This is a genomic window from Siphonobacter sp. (genome assembly GCF_048595215.1).
Taxonomy (GTDB): Bacteria; Bacteroidota; Bacteroidia; order Cytophagales; family Spirosomataceae; genus Siphonobacter.
The window spans coordinates 1-16,750 of the sequence record NZ_JBMDWJ010000364.1; the positions used below are offsets into that span (position 1 = coordinate 1).

General features: G+C 49.4%; 11 protein-coding genes. 4 read left to right on the top strand and 7 right to left on the bottom strand.

Annotated elements, in window-relative coordinates:
* The 3 genes from ACOJTG_RS22450 to ACOJTG_RS22460 form a co-directional block, all read right to left on the bottom strand.
* Positions 1–829, bottom strand: an 829-nt coding sequence (locus tag ACOJTG_RS22450) for a PQQ-dependent sugar dehydrogenase (protein WP_420155852.1), incomplete at its 3' end; no start/stop codon positions are given.
* A 385-nt stretch (positions 830–1,214) separates the two neighbouring features.
* A complete protein-coding gene (locus ACOJTG_RS22455; RefSeq protein ID WP_420155853.1) occupies positions 1,215–3,086 on the bottom strand; it encodes a RagB/SusD family nutrient uptake outer membrane protein in 1,872 nt (623 codons plus the stop codon).
* Positions 3,087–3,104: 18 nt separating this feature from the next.
* A complete protein-coding gene (locus ACOJTG_RS22460) occupies positions 3,105–6,152 on the bottom strand; it encodes a SusC/RagA family TonB-linked outer membrane protein (RefSeq protein ID WP_420155854.1) in 3,048 nt (1,015 codons plus the stop codon).
* Between the two features lie 1,110 nt (positions 6,153–7,262).
* Here ACOJTG_RS22460 and ACOJTG_RS22465 point away from each other — a divergent pair.
* Positions 7,263–8,123, top strand: a complete 861-nt coding sequence (locus tag ACOJTG_RS22465; protein WP_420155855.1) for an AraC family transcriptional regulator — start codon at positions 7,263–7,265, stop codon at positions 8,121–8,123.
* Between the two features lie 159 nt (positions 8,124–8,282).
* Here the strand turns inward: ACOJTG_RS22465 and ACOJTG_RS22470 are convergent, their stop codons facing one another.
* From ACOJTG_RS22470 to ACOJTG_RS22480, 3 genes are all read right to left on the bottom strand, one after another.
* On the bottom strand, positions 8,283–9,419 hold the full coding sequence (locus ACOJTG_RS22470; RefSeq protein WP_420155856.1) for a PepSY-associated TM helix domain-containing protein: 1,137 nt from the start codon (positions 9,417–9,419) through the stop codon (positions 8,283–8,285).
* 94 nt (positions 9,420–9,513) lie between these two features.
* Positions 9,514–11,877, bottom strand: a complete 2,364-nt coding sequence (locus tag ACOJTG_RS22475; protein WP_420155857.1) for a TonB-dependent siderophore receptor — start codon at positions 11,875–11,877, stop codon at positions 9,514–9,516.
* Positions 11,878–12,195: 318 nt separating this feature from the next.
* A complete protein-coding gene (locus tag ACOJTG_RS22480) occupies positions 12,196–12,672 on the bottom strand; it encodes a hypothetical protein (protein ID WP_420155858.1) in 477 nt (158 codons plus the stop codon).
* A gap of 237 nt (positions 12,673–12,909) precedes the next feature.
* Here ACOJTG_RS22480 and ACOJTG_RS22485 point away from each other — a divergent pair, with 237 nt between their 5' ends.
* Together ACOJTG_RS22485 and ACOJTG_RS22490 are read left to right on the top strand one after the other, a co-directional pair.
* Positions 12,910–13,710, top strand: coding sequence for an SDR family oxidoreductase (locus ACOJTG_RS22485; RefSeq protein ID WP_420155859.1), 801 nt, complete (start codon positions 12,910–12,912; stop codon positions 13,708–13,710).
* 337 nt (positions 13,711–14,047) lie between these two features.
* A complete protein-coding gene (locus ACOJTG_RS22490) occupies positions 14,048–14,623 on the top strand; it encodes a hypothetical protein (protein ID WP_420155860.1) in 576 nt (191 codons plus the stop codon).
* A 114-nt stretch (positions 14,624–14,737) separates the two neighbouring features.
* Here the strand turns inward: ACOJTG_RS22490 and ACOJTG_RS22495 are convergent, their stop codons facing one another.
* Complete coding sequence (locus ACOJTG_RS22495) at positions 14,738–15,757, bottom strand: glycoside hydrolase family 53 protein (protein ID WP_420155861.1); 1,020 nt, start codon at positions 15,755–15,757, stop codon at positions 14,738–14,740.
* A 326-nt stretch (positions 15,758–16,083) separates the two neighbouring features.
* On the opposite strand from ACOJTG_RS22495, the gene ACOJTG_RS22500 reads away from it, so the two are divergent.
* Positions 16,084–16,750: formylglycine-generating enzyme family protein (locus tag ACOJTG_RS22500; RefSeq protein ID WP_420155862.1), on the top strand; the 667-nt coding region annotated here is incomplete at its 3' end.

Genomic DNA, 16,750 nt, shown 5'->3' on the forward strand with positions numbered 1-16,750 from the left:
CCCGGGGCCCGTGTTCACTTTCCCAGAGATCGCCTGATACCGGATGCAGAGCCAGTCCCTGCGGATTTCGGTGGCCGTAGGAATACAGTTCCGCACGTGCTCCCGATTGACCCGTCAGGGGATTGCCCGTGGCGGCCTGACCTTCTTTCGTAATTCGGATGAGTTTCCCCAAACTGGAATTCAGTTGCTGAGCCTGCGGACGCGTGGCCAGATCCGACCGCTCACCGGTACTGATGATCAGATGACCCGTCCGGTCAAATAGAATCCGGCCACCGTAGTGCAGGTTCCCATTATACGCCGGAGTAGCCCGGTAAATGACTCGGGCGTTGACGATGCTGGTTTCATCCGCGGATAATTCGCCTTTGGCGACGGAGGTTACATTACCACCGGAAACGGCCTCCGAAAATACCCAGTACACGAGTCGATTACTGGCGAAATCCGGATCAACCCGTACGCTGAGTAAGCCTCCCTGACCTGCCGGGTTTACCTGAGGGATACCCGTAATGGGTTGACTCACCTGACCCGCCGTAGTAACGATCCGCATGGAGCCGGCTTTTTCAGTAACGAGCAATCGGCCATCGGGTAGGGGCGTAATTCCCCAAGGGGACCGAAGCGACTGCGTAAGGATTCGGCTTTCATAACCGACGGAAGTTTGAAGGCCCGCTACCCGGGTTTGTCCTTCAAATGCGGGACGGTAGGAGGTGTTGGCCGGAAGAGTCTCCACGGGAGCTAAATCACCAACCGGACCCGATTCTTCGTGATCAGTGGTGTTACAGGCGGAAAAAGCGACTACGCTCAAGGCCAGGGCGAAATGAAATGATTTTTTCATAGATGTCAAGAGTAATTCGTGAGTGAAGTGGGAATGGTTACAAGTACGAGCGGAGCGTGAACGGAAGCATTCTCAAAGGATAGTACTTGGGGAATTTCAGCCAGTTCAGCTTCGCTACTAATCCCTAGAAAAAATGAATTCCACCCCAGAGAAGTAGACTGAGCATGGAGCTAATATTCAGGCTATCACACAGCTCATTGCGTTAGCTGGTTTTTCTTAGGAATCTTGAAAGAACAGTAACAGGACTCTTAAAACCTCTTCCGAAACCTGTCCAGGATGAATAAATCACTACTTTTCCCGGTAAGTAAAAAGGCGAGACTCGCTAACGTGTTTAGTCCCGATTACAAACGCTAGCGAGTCTCGCCCGTAGAGAAAGTACTAAAAATTACCAGCCGTAGTTCTGCACCAGTTCACGGTTGACGTCCATTTCCGAAATCGGTATGGGCATTAGGTAATGACGGTACTGGAATACCCGCGTTTGCAGGGGTACAGCTTTATAGAATACGGCCAGACCCGCTTCCTGACTATTAATGTCCAGTCCCGTGGCCCGTAGTTCTTCCGCCATGGGCCGAGAATTGAGTCCATGCACGGGGCCATTGTTTACGGTTTCTGCAATCAGCCAGCGGCGAACATCCCAGAAACGGTGGGCTTCAAACGCAAATTCTACGCGATTTTCGTTTTGGACCCGTTTACGGAAACCTTCCAGCGTCTGATCCGCCGCCAGAATGGGCAGGGCTGGCATGGAGACCCGAGCCCGAACGGTGTTGATCGCCTGGTAAGCTTCGGGCGTCGGTTTGCCATTGTATTCATTCAGGGCTTCGGCGTAGGCCAGGTAAAACTCGGCCAGTCGGAAAATCGGGTAATTACGGCGAGCCTCGGGTGACGTATTCCAGTTTCCAATATCCACGGCAGGATCGAGCCATTTACGGACCGTATAGCCGCTAATAGACGTCGTACCGCCCCCCTGCATGGGCCAGCCGTTAGAACCGTTGGCTTGTCCATTGCCCCACCAAGCCAGCCGAATGGGCACTCGCGTACGGGCAGCCGCCCACATACTATTCTGATAGGAAATGGTCGCGTAAAATCGCGGATCGCGGTCTTTGTAGCGGTTGGAAATATTGGTCAGTGTCACCGAATTCGTTGTACCATCGGCTCCGACCATCGCTCCCGTCCAGGTGCCCGTTTCGGTATAGCCCGAGGTCGGATCGGTAATAGGCTTCCCATTTTTCATTTCATAGCTGCTGATCAGCTCTTCCAGTGGACTATAATGTGACCACCCCCGAAACGCACCTCCATACGGCAGGTGGTACTGTTCCATCATTTTAGTGTTGGGGTGATTATAAGGCAGAATGGTTTCCTGCCATTCCCGGGTGTAAAACAGCTTTTCGTAGCTGTTGATGGGATCCGTAGAGGTATAAAGCTTATAATCCAGATCCAGCACCTTTTTGGCCGCTTCGGCTGCCCGCAGCCATTTTTCCCGGTCATAGGTTTGGGAAAACAGAGCCTTGCCGTCTTTATTGACAATTGACGCGTACTTGGTATTTCCGTTGAATAAGGGACTTGCCGCGTAGAGTAAGGTACGGGCTGCCAGAGCCAAGGCCGCTCCTTTATTGGCCCGTCCAAGTTCGCCGTCCGGGTGATGCTCGGGTAATTTGCCCGCTACCTCATTGCATTCGCTGACGATAAAACTTACGATTTCATCCGTTGAATTACGGGACACCGAGTACTGGCTCTGATCAGTGTAATCCAGCGAACGGGTAATTAGCGGTACGGCTCCGTAGCGTTTGAAAAGCTCAAAATAAAACATCGCCCGCAGGAACCGGGCTTCCGCCACGTACTGCGGAATCAGGACCGAGTATTTCGAACTTTGTTCAGCCGGAATGGGTACGGATTCAATTTTTTCCAGGAAGATATTCGCCTTGCGGATGTCCTGGTAGCGAGCTTCCCAGTTACCGTAGGGATTATTTCCCGCATTCCAGGCACCCAGGTTATACTGCTCAGGTCCGGAGCCCGCGTACCAGTGAAAAATGGCTTCGTCCGTCGCACAGGCTTCATCACTAATGAACTCGCCATTGTTGCCAAACCCCGTGGGTAACTTACTGTACAGGTGAGCCAGTACGTTGTTGGCACTGTTGATGTTTGCCCAGACTTTGTCTTCCGTTACTAGTTCTGAAGGTACTACGTCGAGATACTTCTTACAGGAAACGAACTGAGTCGCGGCAGCCAGGAAAAGGATTTTAATATATTTCTTTTTCATTTGTTCCGTGCTAAAGACTTATAAACCAATTGTTAAACCACCGTTAAAGACCTTTTGCTGGGGATAATTCCGCGAATCGTTCGGAATTTCCGGATCGAAAATTTTCAACTTATCCCAGGTGATCAGGTTAATACCATTCACGAACAAGCGAGCCGTTTTAACGCCAATTTTGCTAAGGAGCGTCTTCGGCAGCGAGTAACCGATTTCTACGTTTTTCAGACGAACGTAATTCCGGGAAGTCATCCAGTAGGTAGAAATCTGATTGTTGTTAACGTTTTTGGAAGAGGACAAGCGGGGGTATTTGGCATTGGCATTTTCGGGCGTCCAGTAGTTATCTTTTACGTCCGCCATCACCCCTACATCTCCGTCGAAAGGCCATATGGCATCTCCCGTCAACCAGACGTTACCACCGAATCCACCCTGGAACAACACACTCACGTCCAGGTTCCCGGTATTAACTCCAAAAGCAAATCCGGCCATCGTCGTAGGCACTGTGAGCTTACCGTTATAGGCCCGATCCAGTTCGTTGATGACGTTGTCCCCGTTCATATCCTTGAATTTGATATCGCCCGGAATGATACGTCCGTACTGCGATTGGTCGGGGCTGGCGTCGATGTCTTCCTGACTCTGAAACAATCCTACCGCAATCATCGAATACTGTTCGTTGATGCTGCGTCCGGTGCGTTTGATGTAGGGACGATCCTGGTAACTCGGTTCATCCATTTGCAGGATTTTATTCTGGGCGTACGATACATTACCCTTGATGAAGTAATTGATATTCCGGAAACGTTTCCGCAGCTGAGCTTCGAGTTCGAAACCTTTGTTTTGTACTTCACCCAGGTTTAAGTAGGGCAAGCTGGTAATTCCCAGCGTAGCTGGCACCGTACCCGGCTGAGCCAGAATGTTATTTCGACGCTCGTAGAAGGCGTCGCCCGTGAAGGTCAACGCATCATTGAAAAAGCCCAAATCCATACCGAGGTTGTATTTGAGGGCCTTCTCCCAGGTTACATTCGTGGCTCCCAGCATATCTTCTGCCGCACCACCATATTTTACGCCATTGTAATCTCTGCCGAACTGATAGCCATCGGCAGCCAGGGTCCAGGTACTTTGATAGAGGAAGCGTCGCTGACCAATTTTATCGTTTCCTACGGTACCTACCGAACCCCGCCATTTGAACAGACTGACGAAGGACAATTCTTTCATGAAAGCCTCATTGGACATAATCCAGGCGGCGGACATGGAAGGGAACAAATCGTACCGCCGACCCGCCGGGAAGTTTTCCGACCCGTTGTAGCCAAAGTTGACTTCGGCAAAGTACGTATCGTTGTACGCATAGGTTCCTCTACCCACAAAGCCGTTGTATTTAAATGGTAAGCCTCCAATGGCATCGTTAGTAGCCACTTGATCAAAGTAGCTTTGCTGATTGTACAAAAGCATACCGGTTACGGCGTGTTTTTGAGCGAAAATCCGGCTGTAATTGGCGTACAGCTCCAGCCAGGTACGGCGGTTACTGTTGGCGGATACTTCGTAGCTAAGGGTATTGGTACCTTCCCAGATCCGGCGATACGTTCCTTTGGACAGATCCGTTTCGTTTTCATCGGCCAGCGAATACTGGTACGTCCAGAGGTTTTTAATCCGACGCACATTCCGGTAGCCGTAGGAATCGAACGAAAGCCGACCGCGTACACTCAGTCCCTGCGTAACAAAGGGGAGTTGTAGCGTAAAACCGCTGGTAGCCTGTAAGGTATTCTCGAAATTCCGTTGGTACCCGCCCTGCGTCATCCGGCCGTAGGGATTGATGGCTTTCGAATCCAATGCGGAAATACTGCCGTCCGGGTTGGTCATGGGATACAACCAGGGTTGCATCGCCTGTAGGGAACCAAAAATTTCTCCGGCACCAATTGGTGGGAAGTTGTTATCCCGAATGATACTACCCAGGTTCAGCTCCATCATCAGGTATTTGTTGATGTCCAGGTCAATGTTCGAACGGAAGTTGTAGCGATTCGAACGAGCCTGAATGTCGTAATCCTTGATCTGGTCGGCGAAATTGTAAAGTCCATTCTGACGCAGGTAGGACAAGGAAACAAAGTGCCGTACGGAGCTGGTACCGCCCGAAACGTTGATGTTGGCCTGCATCATCGTAGCGGAAGGCCGCAGCATTTCATCGAGCCAGTTCACATTCGGATACAAATATTCGTAGGAAGGCTTGCTGCGATCTCTGAATTTGTTGAGGTACTCGTCCGTATACATCGCTGAATTTTTGCCATCGTTATTCAGAGCCGTCCGGTACAAGGTCAGGGCATCGTAGGAATCCAGATATTTCGGTAACCGAGTAGGCATCTGTACCCCCTGCTGTACCGTAGCCGTGATGCTGGAGCGGCCTTCCGTACCCCGGCGGGTGGTTACTAGCACCACCCCGTTGGCTCCCCTTACCCCGTATACGGCCGTAGAAGCCGCATCTTTCAGAATCGATACCGTGGCGACCTCGTTGGCATCAATACTACCAAACGACCGTTCAACCCCATCCACCAGAATCAGCGGGCTTTGATTTCCGGTAAAGGTTGCCATCCCCCGAATCCAGAGCTGCGAGCCATCGTAACCGGGTTCACCACTGGTTTGCAGGGTGGTCAGACCGGGCAATCGTCCCGCCAGGGCGTTACTGAGGTTGGCAACCGGACTTTGCGTTAGTTCTTTCGTTCCTACCGAGGAGATCGCCCCCGTAAGAGCCAGTTTTTTCTGCTCACCAAACCCAACGACGACGACTTCATTGAGGTCCTGTTGCTTGTCGATCAGAGTAATGATATTCCGAATTCCCAATACCACCGCTATTTCGGCTGGCTGGTAGCCAATCGCACTGACCTGTAGGGTATCGCGGTCGTTGGCCCGTAGCGTAAAATCACCGTTGGCATCGGATATGGAGCCTCGGGTAGTTCCCTTAACCCGTATGGTAGCTCCGATGACGGGCGTTTTCGTGTCTGAAACCACGTGTCCCCTTATCTCAGCAGTCTGAGCGGAACCAAATCGGGCACTCAACAAAAGGAGTGTAACAAACAGTAGATTTTTCATTCATTAGAAATTAATTGAGATGTGCATGCGATCGTGTTGAAACTCGCACGGTTTGAATGGGCAATAGGTGGATACGCTCATTCCTGAACCCGAATGAGCCAATGAATCAGTCATTCGTTTCCTGTCCCGTCCGATAACTATCGGCGAATGCGTTTTAGAAAACCAATGATGTATTTCTTGCCGCCTGTTCAAAAAGCGGACATTTAAACTGAAATTCTAAAGGGAAGAATGTACGACTGTTCGGTTAGGTACTGTTCCGCTCTAGCGACCAAAGGCGGAACAGGCTGACGTACATTTCTGAAAATGTGTGATGGGATATAGCAGCCTACTGACTCGTTGTTGAAAAAGTGTTCATAGGTAGAGTAAAATGAATGGTTTGGTGTTTATAATGGATAAATCGTGCGGCTCTGTAACGAAGCTTAAGTCAAATATAGAAGACCGATTACCGTTTGATGCGTAGCGTTTTTGTAGCTTTTGATACAATTTTCACTTCTTCCGCTAGGCGGCCATTTTTGTATCAATTTGCGTAGGGATTATGCAAAATTGGGTAGGCTCTTCCGGTTTACTTTTTTAATTCTTCAGTAAAATCACCCGTTTCTTTCAAATTAAAAAGATCATTTTCGTGCATTTAGCCATACACTATTCTGTACAAAAGAATATGTTCCAAATGATATAGCTATTTTCTGTCGCTTCGTATAGGTTAGAATTGTATTACTATTAGTGAATCTTTGAGATAAATGCTTTTCGTCTTTCCACGAATTTTACCAATAGGCTTTGTTCAGAAATTGACAAAAAAAGAAGCTTCAATAAAACGGATACGTTTCAAGCAGATGGAGTTTATCTGCTTGAATGACGATTATTAATATACGTTAAAGTTCTGCGATTTTAAAAGTCTTCGAGAGGTTCGTTTGCTAGGGGTTTCTGAGGCGTATGCAAGGGCAAGTTTTCCTCTTTATTTTAACGGATGAAGACGTTGAGCAGTAACGTATCAAGCAGCATGGAGAAGCAGGAGAAATTTCTATAGCCCAGCTACCTCTAGTATACTACCTAAGCCATTACCTGTAAAAATACACGTGCTCTATTCCTTCACATTATATCGTTTTGATAGTTATGAAACCACTACTGTTTCGGGTACCCAGTGTGGATCAGCGGTCCTTCCGCATTCAGGTAGACGACGGATCTGCCTTCTATGCTCAGTTGCATTTTCATCCCGAAGTACAATTGACCTTAATTGAGCGGGGCGAGGGGACGCTGATCGTAGGGGATCGGATTGATCATTTTCAGCCCTATGATGTACTCTTGCTGGGCAGTAACCTACCCCACGTACTTCGAAGCATTCCTCCTGGCGGCCAGGAACAGGATCGGGTTACTTCTACTAATCTCTTTTTTCTGACCGATGCGATCGAGCAGCACTGGATGCAATTTCCGGAAGTCATGCATCTGCAACAACTTCTCCACGAGGCCAAGTACGGAGTGCGACTTCGCTGTCAGGAAGACAATGCTCTGCTGGAAGAATTTCGGAATTTACCCCAGCAGCGGCCCTTCCATCAGTTTTTGTTCTTACTGAAGATTCTTGATAAACTGGTCAACGACGAAGGACGGGAGATTTTGTCACGAACCTCTTACGGACGTCCCAGTCGTCCGAACGATCATTTTCGACTGGAGCGGGTGTTTTCCTTTCTGTTACAAAACTACGCCTCGCCTATTGCCCTGGAAGACGTGGCGAATGTCGCCAACCTTACCCCAGGGGCATTTTGCCGCTTTTTCCGCCAGCATACGCGAAAAACGTTCTCTCATTTGCTCAATGAAATCCGAATTGAGAACGCCTGCCGATTACTACGGGAGTCCAACGAACCCATGAGTCAGATTGCCGAGTCCTGCGGGTATACCAACATGTCGAATTTCAATCGGCAGTTTAAACAAATCGTCGGTATGCCGCCGAGTCAGTACGTTCGTACGTATCGGATGTAATGGGGTTTATAGAAGGATGATTTATTCCTGTTTAGTACAAAGAAGTCCCCTAATGCAAAAGGAGTGTGACAGCTAGCACACTCCTTTCGTCTTTTGAACAGACTGCCAAACGTAAAATTTACTAAACCTGGCTTTCCATGGCCAGTAACTTCTGACCATTTAACGGATCGACCGAGCTTGAAAGGTAGGTGGATGCTTGGTGGGCTTTCGGATTCTTCGCCACCCGAGTAAAAAGCCCGTTATGGATAATAAAGCCGGCGTTAAGCCAATCATCACGTATAGGATTTTCACGGGCCAGCCGCCGTAATTGCCCACGTGCAAAGGAAAAAAAGTAGCCTCTATCCGCTCTCCCAGCGGTTTTTCTGACAAGCGATGTATCGAGATTGTTTCGCCCGTTTGCTGATTTATTTTTACGGAATTTCCACTGCCCCAGCCTTTCCACTGCCCCTGCGTGTAGCCCCGAACTTCAAATGTTCGGGTGGGTTGGGTTGGCAAATAAACGTAGGTAGGTTCCAAGCCGGGGAAAACCAGTAGGGCCTGTTGTAACATCCGATCGGGGGGTACGGAGAGAAGCGTATTGGGTTTCGTGGGAATCATTTCTGACCGCCAGCTTTTAGCCTGAAACGCAAACAAATTCATCCAGAAGCCCGTAAAGAAAATAACCGCGTTGAGCAGTAAGGACCAGACCCCAACCACGCGATGCAGGTCTGAGCTGATCGTACGCCAGTTTTTTCGGTTGATCTTTACGCGAAAAGTCAGGACTTTCCAGATCATTTTCCGGTATACCACCAGACCCGTCAGCAGCGATACCAGCATGGTGAGACCAAACACTGCCGTTAGGGCCGCTCCCGGTATCCCTAACTGAAAGCTGAAGTGGAATTGTAGTAACCATTCAATGAAACTGGGCGTAAAATCAGTCGATGGCCCTTCCCGCAGAATGGTTCCGGTGTAGGGATCGAAAGAGATCAGGGCCAGATCGTAGGTAAAAAGTCGCGTATCATTGAAGTAGAGCCTGAAGTTATACGCCTCGGTTGGTGCCGCATCGGGGTTGAGCCAGGCGATCCCGTCCAGATTCGGATACCGACGGGTGATGGTGTCGTAACACTGCTGCAAAGGCGAGGAGCGAGTACCCTGAGGCGTCACCTGCAACAGTTCACGGTTAGCCCAGGCGTCCAGTTCGTGTCGGAATACCAGAATCGAACCGCTTAGTCCCAATGCAAGTAGAAAAAGACCACTGATCAGTCCCAGCCAGCTGTGAACTTTAAAGAGCTTTCGTGTCAATTTTACTTTTCCCATAACTGGTAAAATTCAAAAAATAGGGTTGCTCATTTTTTTAGCCAACGGGTATGCATCCATCCGGGCTTCCAGCCAGAAGCCCGGATGGACACGTTTACCACAACTGATAACCAAGTCCGATCCGTACGTTGAATGGATCACCCAATCCACCCGTGGTGGTACTTGACCGGCTTCCGGTGAAGTAGTGTTTATTGGTTAGATTATAGGCATTGATTTGAAGCGAATACCGACTTTTTTGGTACGAAAGGGCGGCGTCGAAAACGGTATAGGCTGGGAAAATGAAGTTCTGGTTGCTCAACAGGCCCACCTGATCGCTCACGTAGCGAACTCCCGCCGCAATTCCCCATCCTTTCAGTACGGGAATCGATGGCGTGTACTTCGCCCAGACATTAGCAAGGTGTCGGGGAGCGTTGGCAAAACGGTCCCCCTTTTTTCCGTAGCTACTCGTACTGATTAACACGTGGTCATTGAAAGCGTATCCGGCAATCAGACTCAGGTTTTTTAAGTTACCAGCTAGGGAAACTTCTGCCCCTCGACTCCGGGTACCGTCAACGGCGGCCTGCCGGTGGGAGTTTTCTTCCGTCGGAGCCGCCGTCAGAATATTGGCATAATTGATCTGATACAGGGAAAGGGTGGCCGAAACCCGTTCATTAAATAGATCCGCTTTTGACCCGAGTTCGTACTGCGTCGCTTTTCGGGTGGGAAAGGGACCGCCAGCCCGCACGTTGTTCGACGTCTGGGGATTGAACGACTTGACGTAAGTCCCGTAGACGGATACCTGGGGCAGCGGTAGGTACACCAGGCCTACTCGAGGAATCCAGCCCGAAGCCTGTAGGGCATCGCCCTGCTTGTTGTCGCGATCCGAAAGTGGGGTTTCTTTCCCATTGTAGCGATCGTACCGTAAAGAGAGTAGCACTTTGAGTCTTTCCCCCAAACTAACCTGATCCTGTAAATAGGCACCTACTAGGTTAGTCACGCGTCGGTTATCGTCGGACTCTTCGGCGGGTGTCGAAGCGGCTGGTACGCTATTCGAATAATCCGGGTGGAAAATAGAAATGCGGGTGGAAAGTTTGTATTGATAGTCATTCTGCGTCCAGCCGTAGCGGTTATAATCCGCACCGCCCATCAGTTGATGACCGATAGCCCCCGTTTTTGCCGTATAGCTAACAAAAGCTGTGGTTTGCAGACTGAACCGATCCGTTTCCCAATCCTGATACGCCCGGCTGATCGAATCATTTTTGATTCTTCCCAGCGGGATATGGTCGGTAAAGTCAAGTACATTCCGAACGGCCCGTTCCACTACGGTCAGTTTAAGTTTGTTGCTGAATTGGTGGTTGAAGGTTAAGGTCGCGGAGGCGTTATCGGTGCGACCGTAATCCGTCGGGCTTTGAATGGTCAGATGATTTGGGTAGTAGTTGAAATCAAAGGTGCCGTCCGGTCGCGTATAGATGTAACTGCCGTTGTCGTATTGCTGAACGGCCTTCTGGTGAGCGTAATTCAGCTCTAACGCTAACGAAGTCTGATCGCTGAAAAGGTAGGTCAGGGAAGGAGCAATGAAAAGATTCTCCTTGTCCTGGTAATCCCGAAAACTCTTCGATCGATCGTAGCCGACAATGGCCCGGTATAAAAGCTTTTGGTTCCGGGAGAGCGGACCCGTGAAGTCAACCGAGGCTCGCCGAAACGCCCAGCTGCCCAGGGATACATCCACACTAGCCCGTTTCTCGGCCAGGGGTTGCTTCGTGATAAAGTTGATGACGCCACCCGGCGAGCCTTCGCTAAACAAGGCTCCCGAAGGACCGCGAAGCAGCTCGACCGATTCAATATTGTACAAAAGTGGTTGCTGACTCCAGAGAAACAGGTTGCCACGAACGCCATTATAGAGCAGAAAACTGGCATCATTGGGTGAATAGGCCGTAAAGCCCCGGATTTGAAAAGATCCGTTACCATTATTGGTTTTCATCCCCGTAAAGGCACTGGCAATTTCATTGAGGGTGAACGCCTGTCTATCCCGCAGGACCGCCGAAGAAACCACCTGTACGGACTGCGGCGTTTCCAGCAGGGGCACATCCATTCGAGTCGCCGTAGTTGATTTGAGTACCTGATACGCGTTTCGGGAGGTGCTGACCACGACTTCCTTCAATTCTTGTCGGCTTTCGGAGAGCTGAAGGTTCAGAAAGGGATTTTTTCCGGCGACGATCCGAATGTGCTGGGTATAAGCCGTGTAGCCAACGTTGGATACGACGAGTACATACGTTCCCGCCGGAATGGAGGAAAGGTTGAATAGCCCTTCCGCATCGGTGGTGGTACCGAACCCCGTGTTTTGCAAGGTAACCGAAGCCCCGGCGACGGCTTCATGCTGGAAAGTGACGATACGACCTTTGAGATTTCCCAGGTCCGACTGACCATAAGTTGTAACGCTTAGAAACAGGCACACAAAAAGAAGAATATATGTTTTCATGAATAGATGAGAAAGGGATCGATTCATTCGCAGGGTGTACGAATGAAATCCTCCATTAGAATTCAAAGGGAGAGTAAGAGAAGGAACTTGCCATAAACAGAGGCAGGAAGCTCCGAAGCTTCTTCGACAAGGGCATCGACCAGCGATCAACGTAGAATCGTCGGTTTTGAGAAAACCGTGAATCCTCTACAGCCATTCCAAGCTGTACTGCAGATCAGTATTTGCAAAAGACGGTTAATGAATTAACCATCAGTAGGTTACAATCCAATTCAAAAGCGTTGGACTGAAAACCGACAACAGCAAACTAAAAAAATGCCCTTACGCAAAGAAAGAAAGAAGCTTGGGCGGACGAAAGATGCCTTTGGGTAGACTGGCAGGGAAAAAACACGTGTACGCCGGAGCGGGTACGGCCTGCCAGAAAACGTAAGCGGAGGGTTTGAATGAAATGGCGAGCTCGGAAAGTTTCGCGGGCATTTCAAGCAGTTGGGATAAAAAGCGTTGGCTGGCCTGTTTTTCCTCGGATTCCTGCGTAGCCTTTAATTTTTTAGCCAGATAACAGGTACCATCGCAGTGCAATTCCGGACGAGATCGATTCTCGCACAGGTACGTTTTGATGTACTCCTGACGCAGACTGAAATCCAGAAAAACCATCGGCACCACCAACGTCCTCACCAGCAAAAGGCCGGTCAGAAAGACAACGCTAATGGATTTGATGAAAGGAGGCATGGCGGCAAAGGTAAGGCCCGCGTTCGGGTTATTTCCAAAAAAAAGGCTCTGACTTTTGAAAATTTTCACTGAAACCCACCTCACGGTTTAGCCTAAACGTGTAAGAGGTACTTAGAGAATGAGACTTTGAAAATCCGTAATCCAGCCTGAAGCTGCCGCTTACGCACGGCCTTTATTCTCGTCTTCAAAACGGTCGGTTAAGGAAAATAACCCGTCTTTGGATACAAACCGGCAAGGACTGTCCTACCTTTAATCCATGATTCATACCTTCTGAATCGTCCGTTTACGAATTTTCCTCCGTTACAAATGTCTAAGGTTATATTAATTACAGGGGCTTCTTCGGGCTTAGGGGAGCAAATCGCAACGTATTTGGCTGGTAAAGGGTATCAGGTTTATGGCACGTCCCGATCCATTGAAAGTCAGACCAAGCCCTTCAAAACACTGAATATGGACGTTTGCGATTCGACCAGTATTCAAAACGCCCTGGAGCGGATTTTGAAGGAATCGGGTCGTCTGGATGTGCTCATCAATAATGCCGGACTGGGCATTGCCGCTCCCCTGGAGTACCTGCCCATTGATGAGTTTCAACGCGTCATGGATACAAACCTGATGGGGAGTTTACGTACCATTCAGGCCGTTCTGCCTACCATGCGAAAGCAGCAAAAAGGGTATATCATCAACATCTCATCCATCGCCGCCGAAGCGGGACTGCCTTTTCGAGGGGGCTACAGTGCCTCGAAATCGGCTCTGGATCGCCTGACCGAAACGTTACGGCTGGAGCTGACTACGTATGGCATACAGGTTTGTTCCATCCAACCCGGCGGCGTGAAGACCGATATCAACAAGAATCGGGTCAAGGCAAAACTGGCGGATGACAATATTTACAAACAGGATTTTGATCGTACGTACCAGATGATTGACGAAAGTGTTGATCAGGGCATCAGTGCCGATGTGTTTGGACCCTTGGTAGGTTCCATCATTGAAAGTCCAAGCGTAAAGCGAATCTACCGGGTTGGGAAACCGCTTGAAAAACTCTCGGTCCTGCTGAAACGAATCCTGCCCGAATCGACCTACGAACGGATGATACGAAATCATTACAAACTTTAGGTTCGTATGCCGAAGGGTTTACGTTTTAGCGTAGCGTTATTAGTAGGATTATCGTATAAAAAAGTGCTAAAGATTCCCTCTCACTTGTATACGCTTGCTATTTTGTTTCACAGAAAAACCATTCGGTTTGAAGCGTTGTATCTTGTGTTGTTAAATGGATACTTTGGTTCAGTAGAAGACGAACAAGGAGCGTATTACAAGTTAAACGCCAGATCCTTACCAGCTTGAACGAATCATGAGCACAATCTTACGTATTGCAGAATGCATCGGTTTTCCAGCAGGTTTGATCGCTTATGAAGCACAACAAACGGTTTGATACACGCCTGAGTGGTTTGAAATGAGAAGATATACATACGGATTATTCGCCCTTTTCTGCCTGTTATCCACGTCCGCCTACAGTCAGTTCGGGCTGTATGTGCACGGAGTGGGTACGAAGTCCTCATGGCAGGATGAAAAGTTCAGCTACGGCGTCGGAGCTGCCGCGAAAGTACAATTAGGTAAAGTAGCCATTGGTGCTGCGGCCAAATACCTGACGATGCCCAGCATTAGCTCTACCCAGTCATCATTCCAGCAAAGAAATACAGTGGTTCCGTTAACGGGTTTAATCGAGTACTCGTTTACCCGGGGAGTCATTCGCCCGTACCTGGGTGTGGAGGCGGGTAAGTACCAAATCAAAAGCCGGATTACGGCCCAGAACGAGCAGACGCTCACGTATGCTAGTGATCGGTTTGGCGTGGCCCCGAAACTGGGAATCGTCGTATCGCTGATCGGAATTGGGGTGTTTGCCGAAGGCAGCTATCACCGCATTATGGGCAGCGAGCAGGAGGTAATTAGCCCTGGTTCCAGGGTCGTCTGGGTAAACCCAAACGCATTCTGGACTGTTAACATTGGTCTTAAGTTTGGATTGCTTTAAAGAAAAACATCTAAGGGCAACAGCTCATAAGGAAGATGTTCCTATCGCCTCAGGCTTTTTGCCATAAAACGCAAGAAATGCCATGCGATGGGTACCGTTCTTTTCTACCCTTTCTTAGTTCAGGAAAGCTTTCAAGGCTTTTGTAGGTTTGCCATCAGCTCCCCAGGCACTCAACGCGTAGTGACTCCAGCTTTTTGCTCCCTGCGGTTCCCAGTAAAAAACGCCTAATCCTTTCCCATTCGGTACGGCTCGAACCGTATCCAGTACGGCAAGCAGCATAGTGTAGGTGTTGTCAACGGCCGTATCTTCACCGCCCACTTCGGTAATGATCACCTCCTTACCGTACTGGATTACCAGATTCGTTAGGTTTTCCTGTAGATCCTGAATCGATTCGGTATAATCCTGTTTTAGCCAGTAGGGGTAGTAGGAGAGACCAATGACATCGTATTGGGCTCCGTGGGCGTTGATGCCATCAAAAAATTGCTTAAAGTAGGCCTTATCATTCCCCCGATCCAGGTGAACGATGACTTTAGAAGAAGGACTCACCTTTTTCACCGCCTGATAGCCACTAGTAATGAAACGGGCCAATTGCGGATAATGATCCGTACTGCCTTCGGGCCGCAGCATGCCCCCGCGAATTTCGTTACCGATCTGTACCCATTCCGGACGCACCCCCGCTTGTTGCAAGGCCTCCATCACCTCCAGGGTATGGTCGTAGACATCCTGGTTTAGCTGCTCGACGGAATGATGAGCCCAGGCGGCGGGTTTCACCTGTTTGCCCGGATCCGCCCATGAATCGCTGTAGTGAAAATCAATCATAATCCGAAAGCCCATGCCTTGGGCTCGTTTCGACATCGCTACCACTTCTTCCTTCCGGCAATGGCCGTTGATCTTATCGTCATTGGGATTCACAAACACGCGTAAACGAATGGAGTTGATGCCGTGATCGTGGAGAATCGCAAGACAATCCTGAGGCTTTCCCTGCTCATTGTAAAAAACATAACCCGTGGCTTCCATCTGGTGAAGCCAGCCTACGTCAGCCCCTTTCGCAAAAGATTGAGCCTGTATACTACCCGTAGCCAACAGCGAAAACACCAGGTAAAAGAAGAAAAGCGTATTAAGGTAAGTTTTCATACGTAGCGAGAAAAGAAAGCGTAATTCACTACAAGGATGATTAAAATTTTTTAAACCCTCCTCGTCTGGAGAGGTTATTTGTACATATAAAAGAATTGCTACGAAAGAAAAGGGTAGCCGTATGCCTGACTGATTTTTACGAATGCGTACGAACGACATCTTACGATATACTACCGCATTTTATACAAATAGTGAAGTCTGAAGGTACGCTTCGTCGCATTATTTTTTTGCAAACTTCCCGAACGCTTTGCCTGTAACTAATTACCGCGGGATGACGCCAGTACCACCCGCAGATCCAGATCCCTATACACCCTAATACATAAGCTATGATGAAAACGAAAACGCTTTTTTATTGGCTCGGAGCATTGATGCTACTTACCACGTCCTGTAAGAAAAACAAGCGACCGGATAGTGTGCATATTGGCAAGAACAGTACCGCCACGGGCATCGCCTACAACGCAAAAGAAGGTTTCTCGACGCCCAAAAGCTTCAAAGGTCAGCCGACCGGACCGAACCTGGTGTACATCGAAGGCGGTCGCTTTGTGATGGGTTCGCTGGAAGAAGATGTCGCGGGGGTTCACAACAATGTGGATCGGACCGTAACGGTGCAGTCCTTTTTTATGGACGAAACGGAAATTGCCAACGTGCACTACCTGGAATACCTTTACGCAATTCAACGCGATTCTTCGCAGGAGTTTTACGAAGCCGCTCTGCCCGATACCACGGTTTGGGCCAGCGAAATGGCCTTTAATGATACGTATGTAGAGCAATACCTGCGGTACCCCGGTTTCCGGATGTATCCCGTCGTAGGCGTATCGTGGGTGCAGGCTCAGGACTATTCGGCTTGGCGTACGGGAGCCGTTAACAACGATCTGGCCCGTAAGGCAACCAGTGGGGGTAAAAAAGGAAAGAAAGGAGCCGAGGCACTGGCCGAAGCCACCGCACAGCAGTATTCGGGCGGGCGGGCGGCCATCGAAACGGGGTATGTCTTAC

Coding starts and splice junctions, on each gene's coding strand:
- ACOJTG_RS22455 (WP_420155853.1), bottom strand. CDS start 3,086: ATGAAAAAGAAATATATTAAAATCCTTTTCCTGGCTGCCGCGACTCAG.
- ACOJTG_RS22460 (WP_420155854.1), bottom strand. CDS start 6,152: ATGAAAAATCTACTGTTTGTTACACTCCTTTTGTTGAGTGCCCGATTT.
- ACOJTG_RS22465 (WP_420155855.1), top strand. CDS start 7,263: ATGAAACCACTACTGTTTCGGGTACCCAGTGTGGATCAGCGGTCCTTC.
- ACOJTG_RS22470 (WP_420155856.1), bottom strand. CDS start 9,419: ATGGGAAAAGTAAAATTGACACGAAAGCTCTTTAAAGTTCACAGCTGG.
- ACOJTG_RS22475 (WP_420155857.1), bottom strand. CDS start 11,877: ATGAAAACATATATTCTTCTTTTTGTGTGCCTGTTTCTAAGCGTTACA.
- ACOJTG_RS22485 (WP_420155859.1), top strand. CDS start 12,910: ATGTCTAAGGTTATATTAATTACAGGGGCTTCTTCGGGCTTAGGGGAG.
- ACOJTG_RS22490 (WP_420155860.1), top strand. CDS start 14,048: ATGAGAAGATATACATACGGATTATTCGCCCTTTTCTGCCTGTTATCC.
- ACOJTG_RS22495 (WP_420155861.1), bottom strand. CDS start 15,757: ATGAAAACTTACCTTAATACGCTTTTCTTCTTTTACCTGGTGTTTTCG.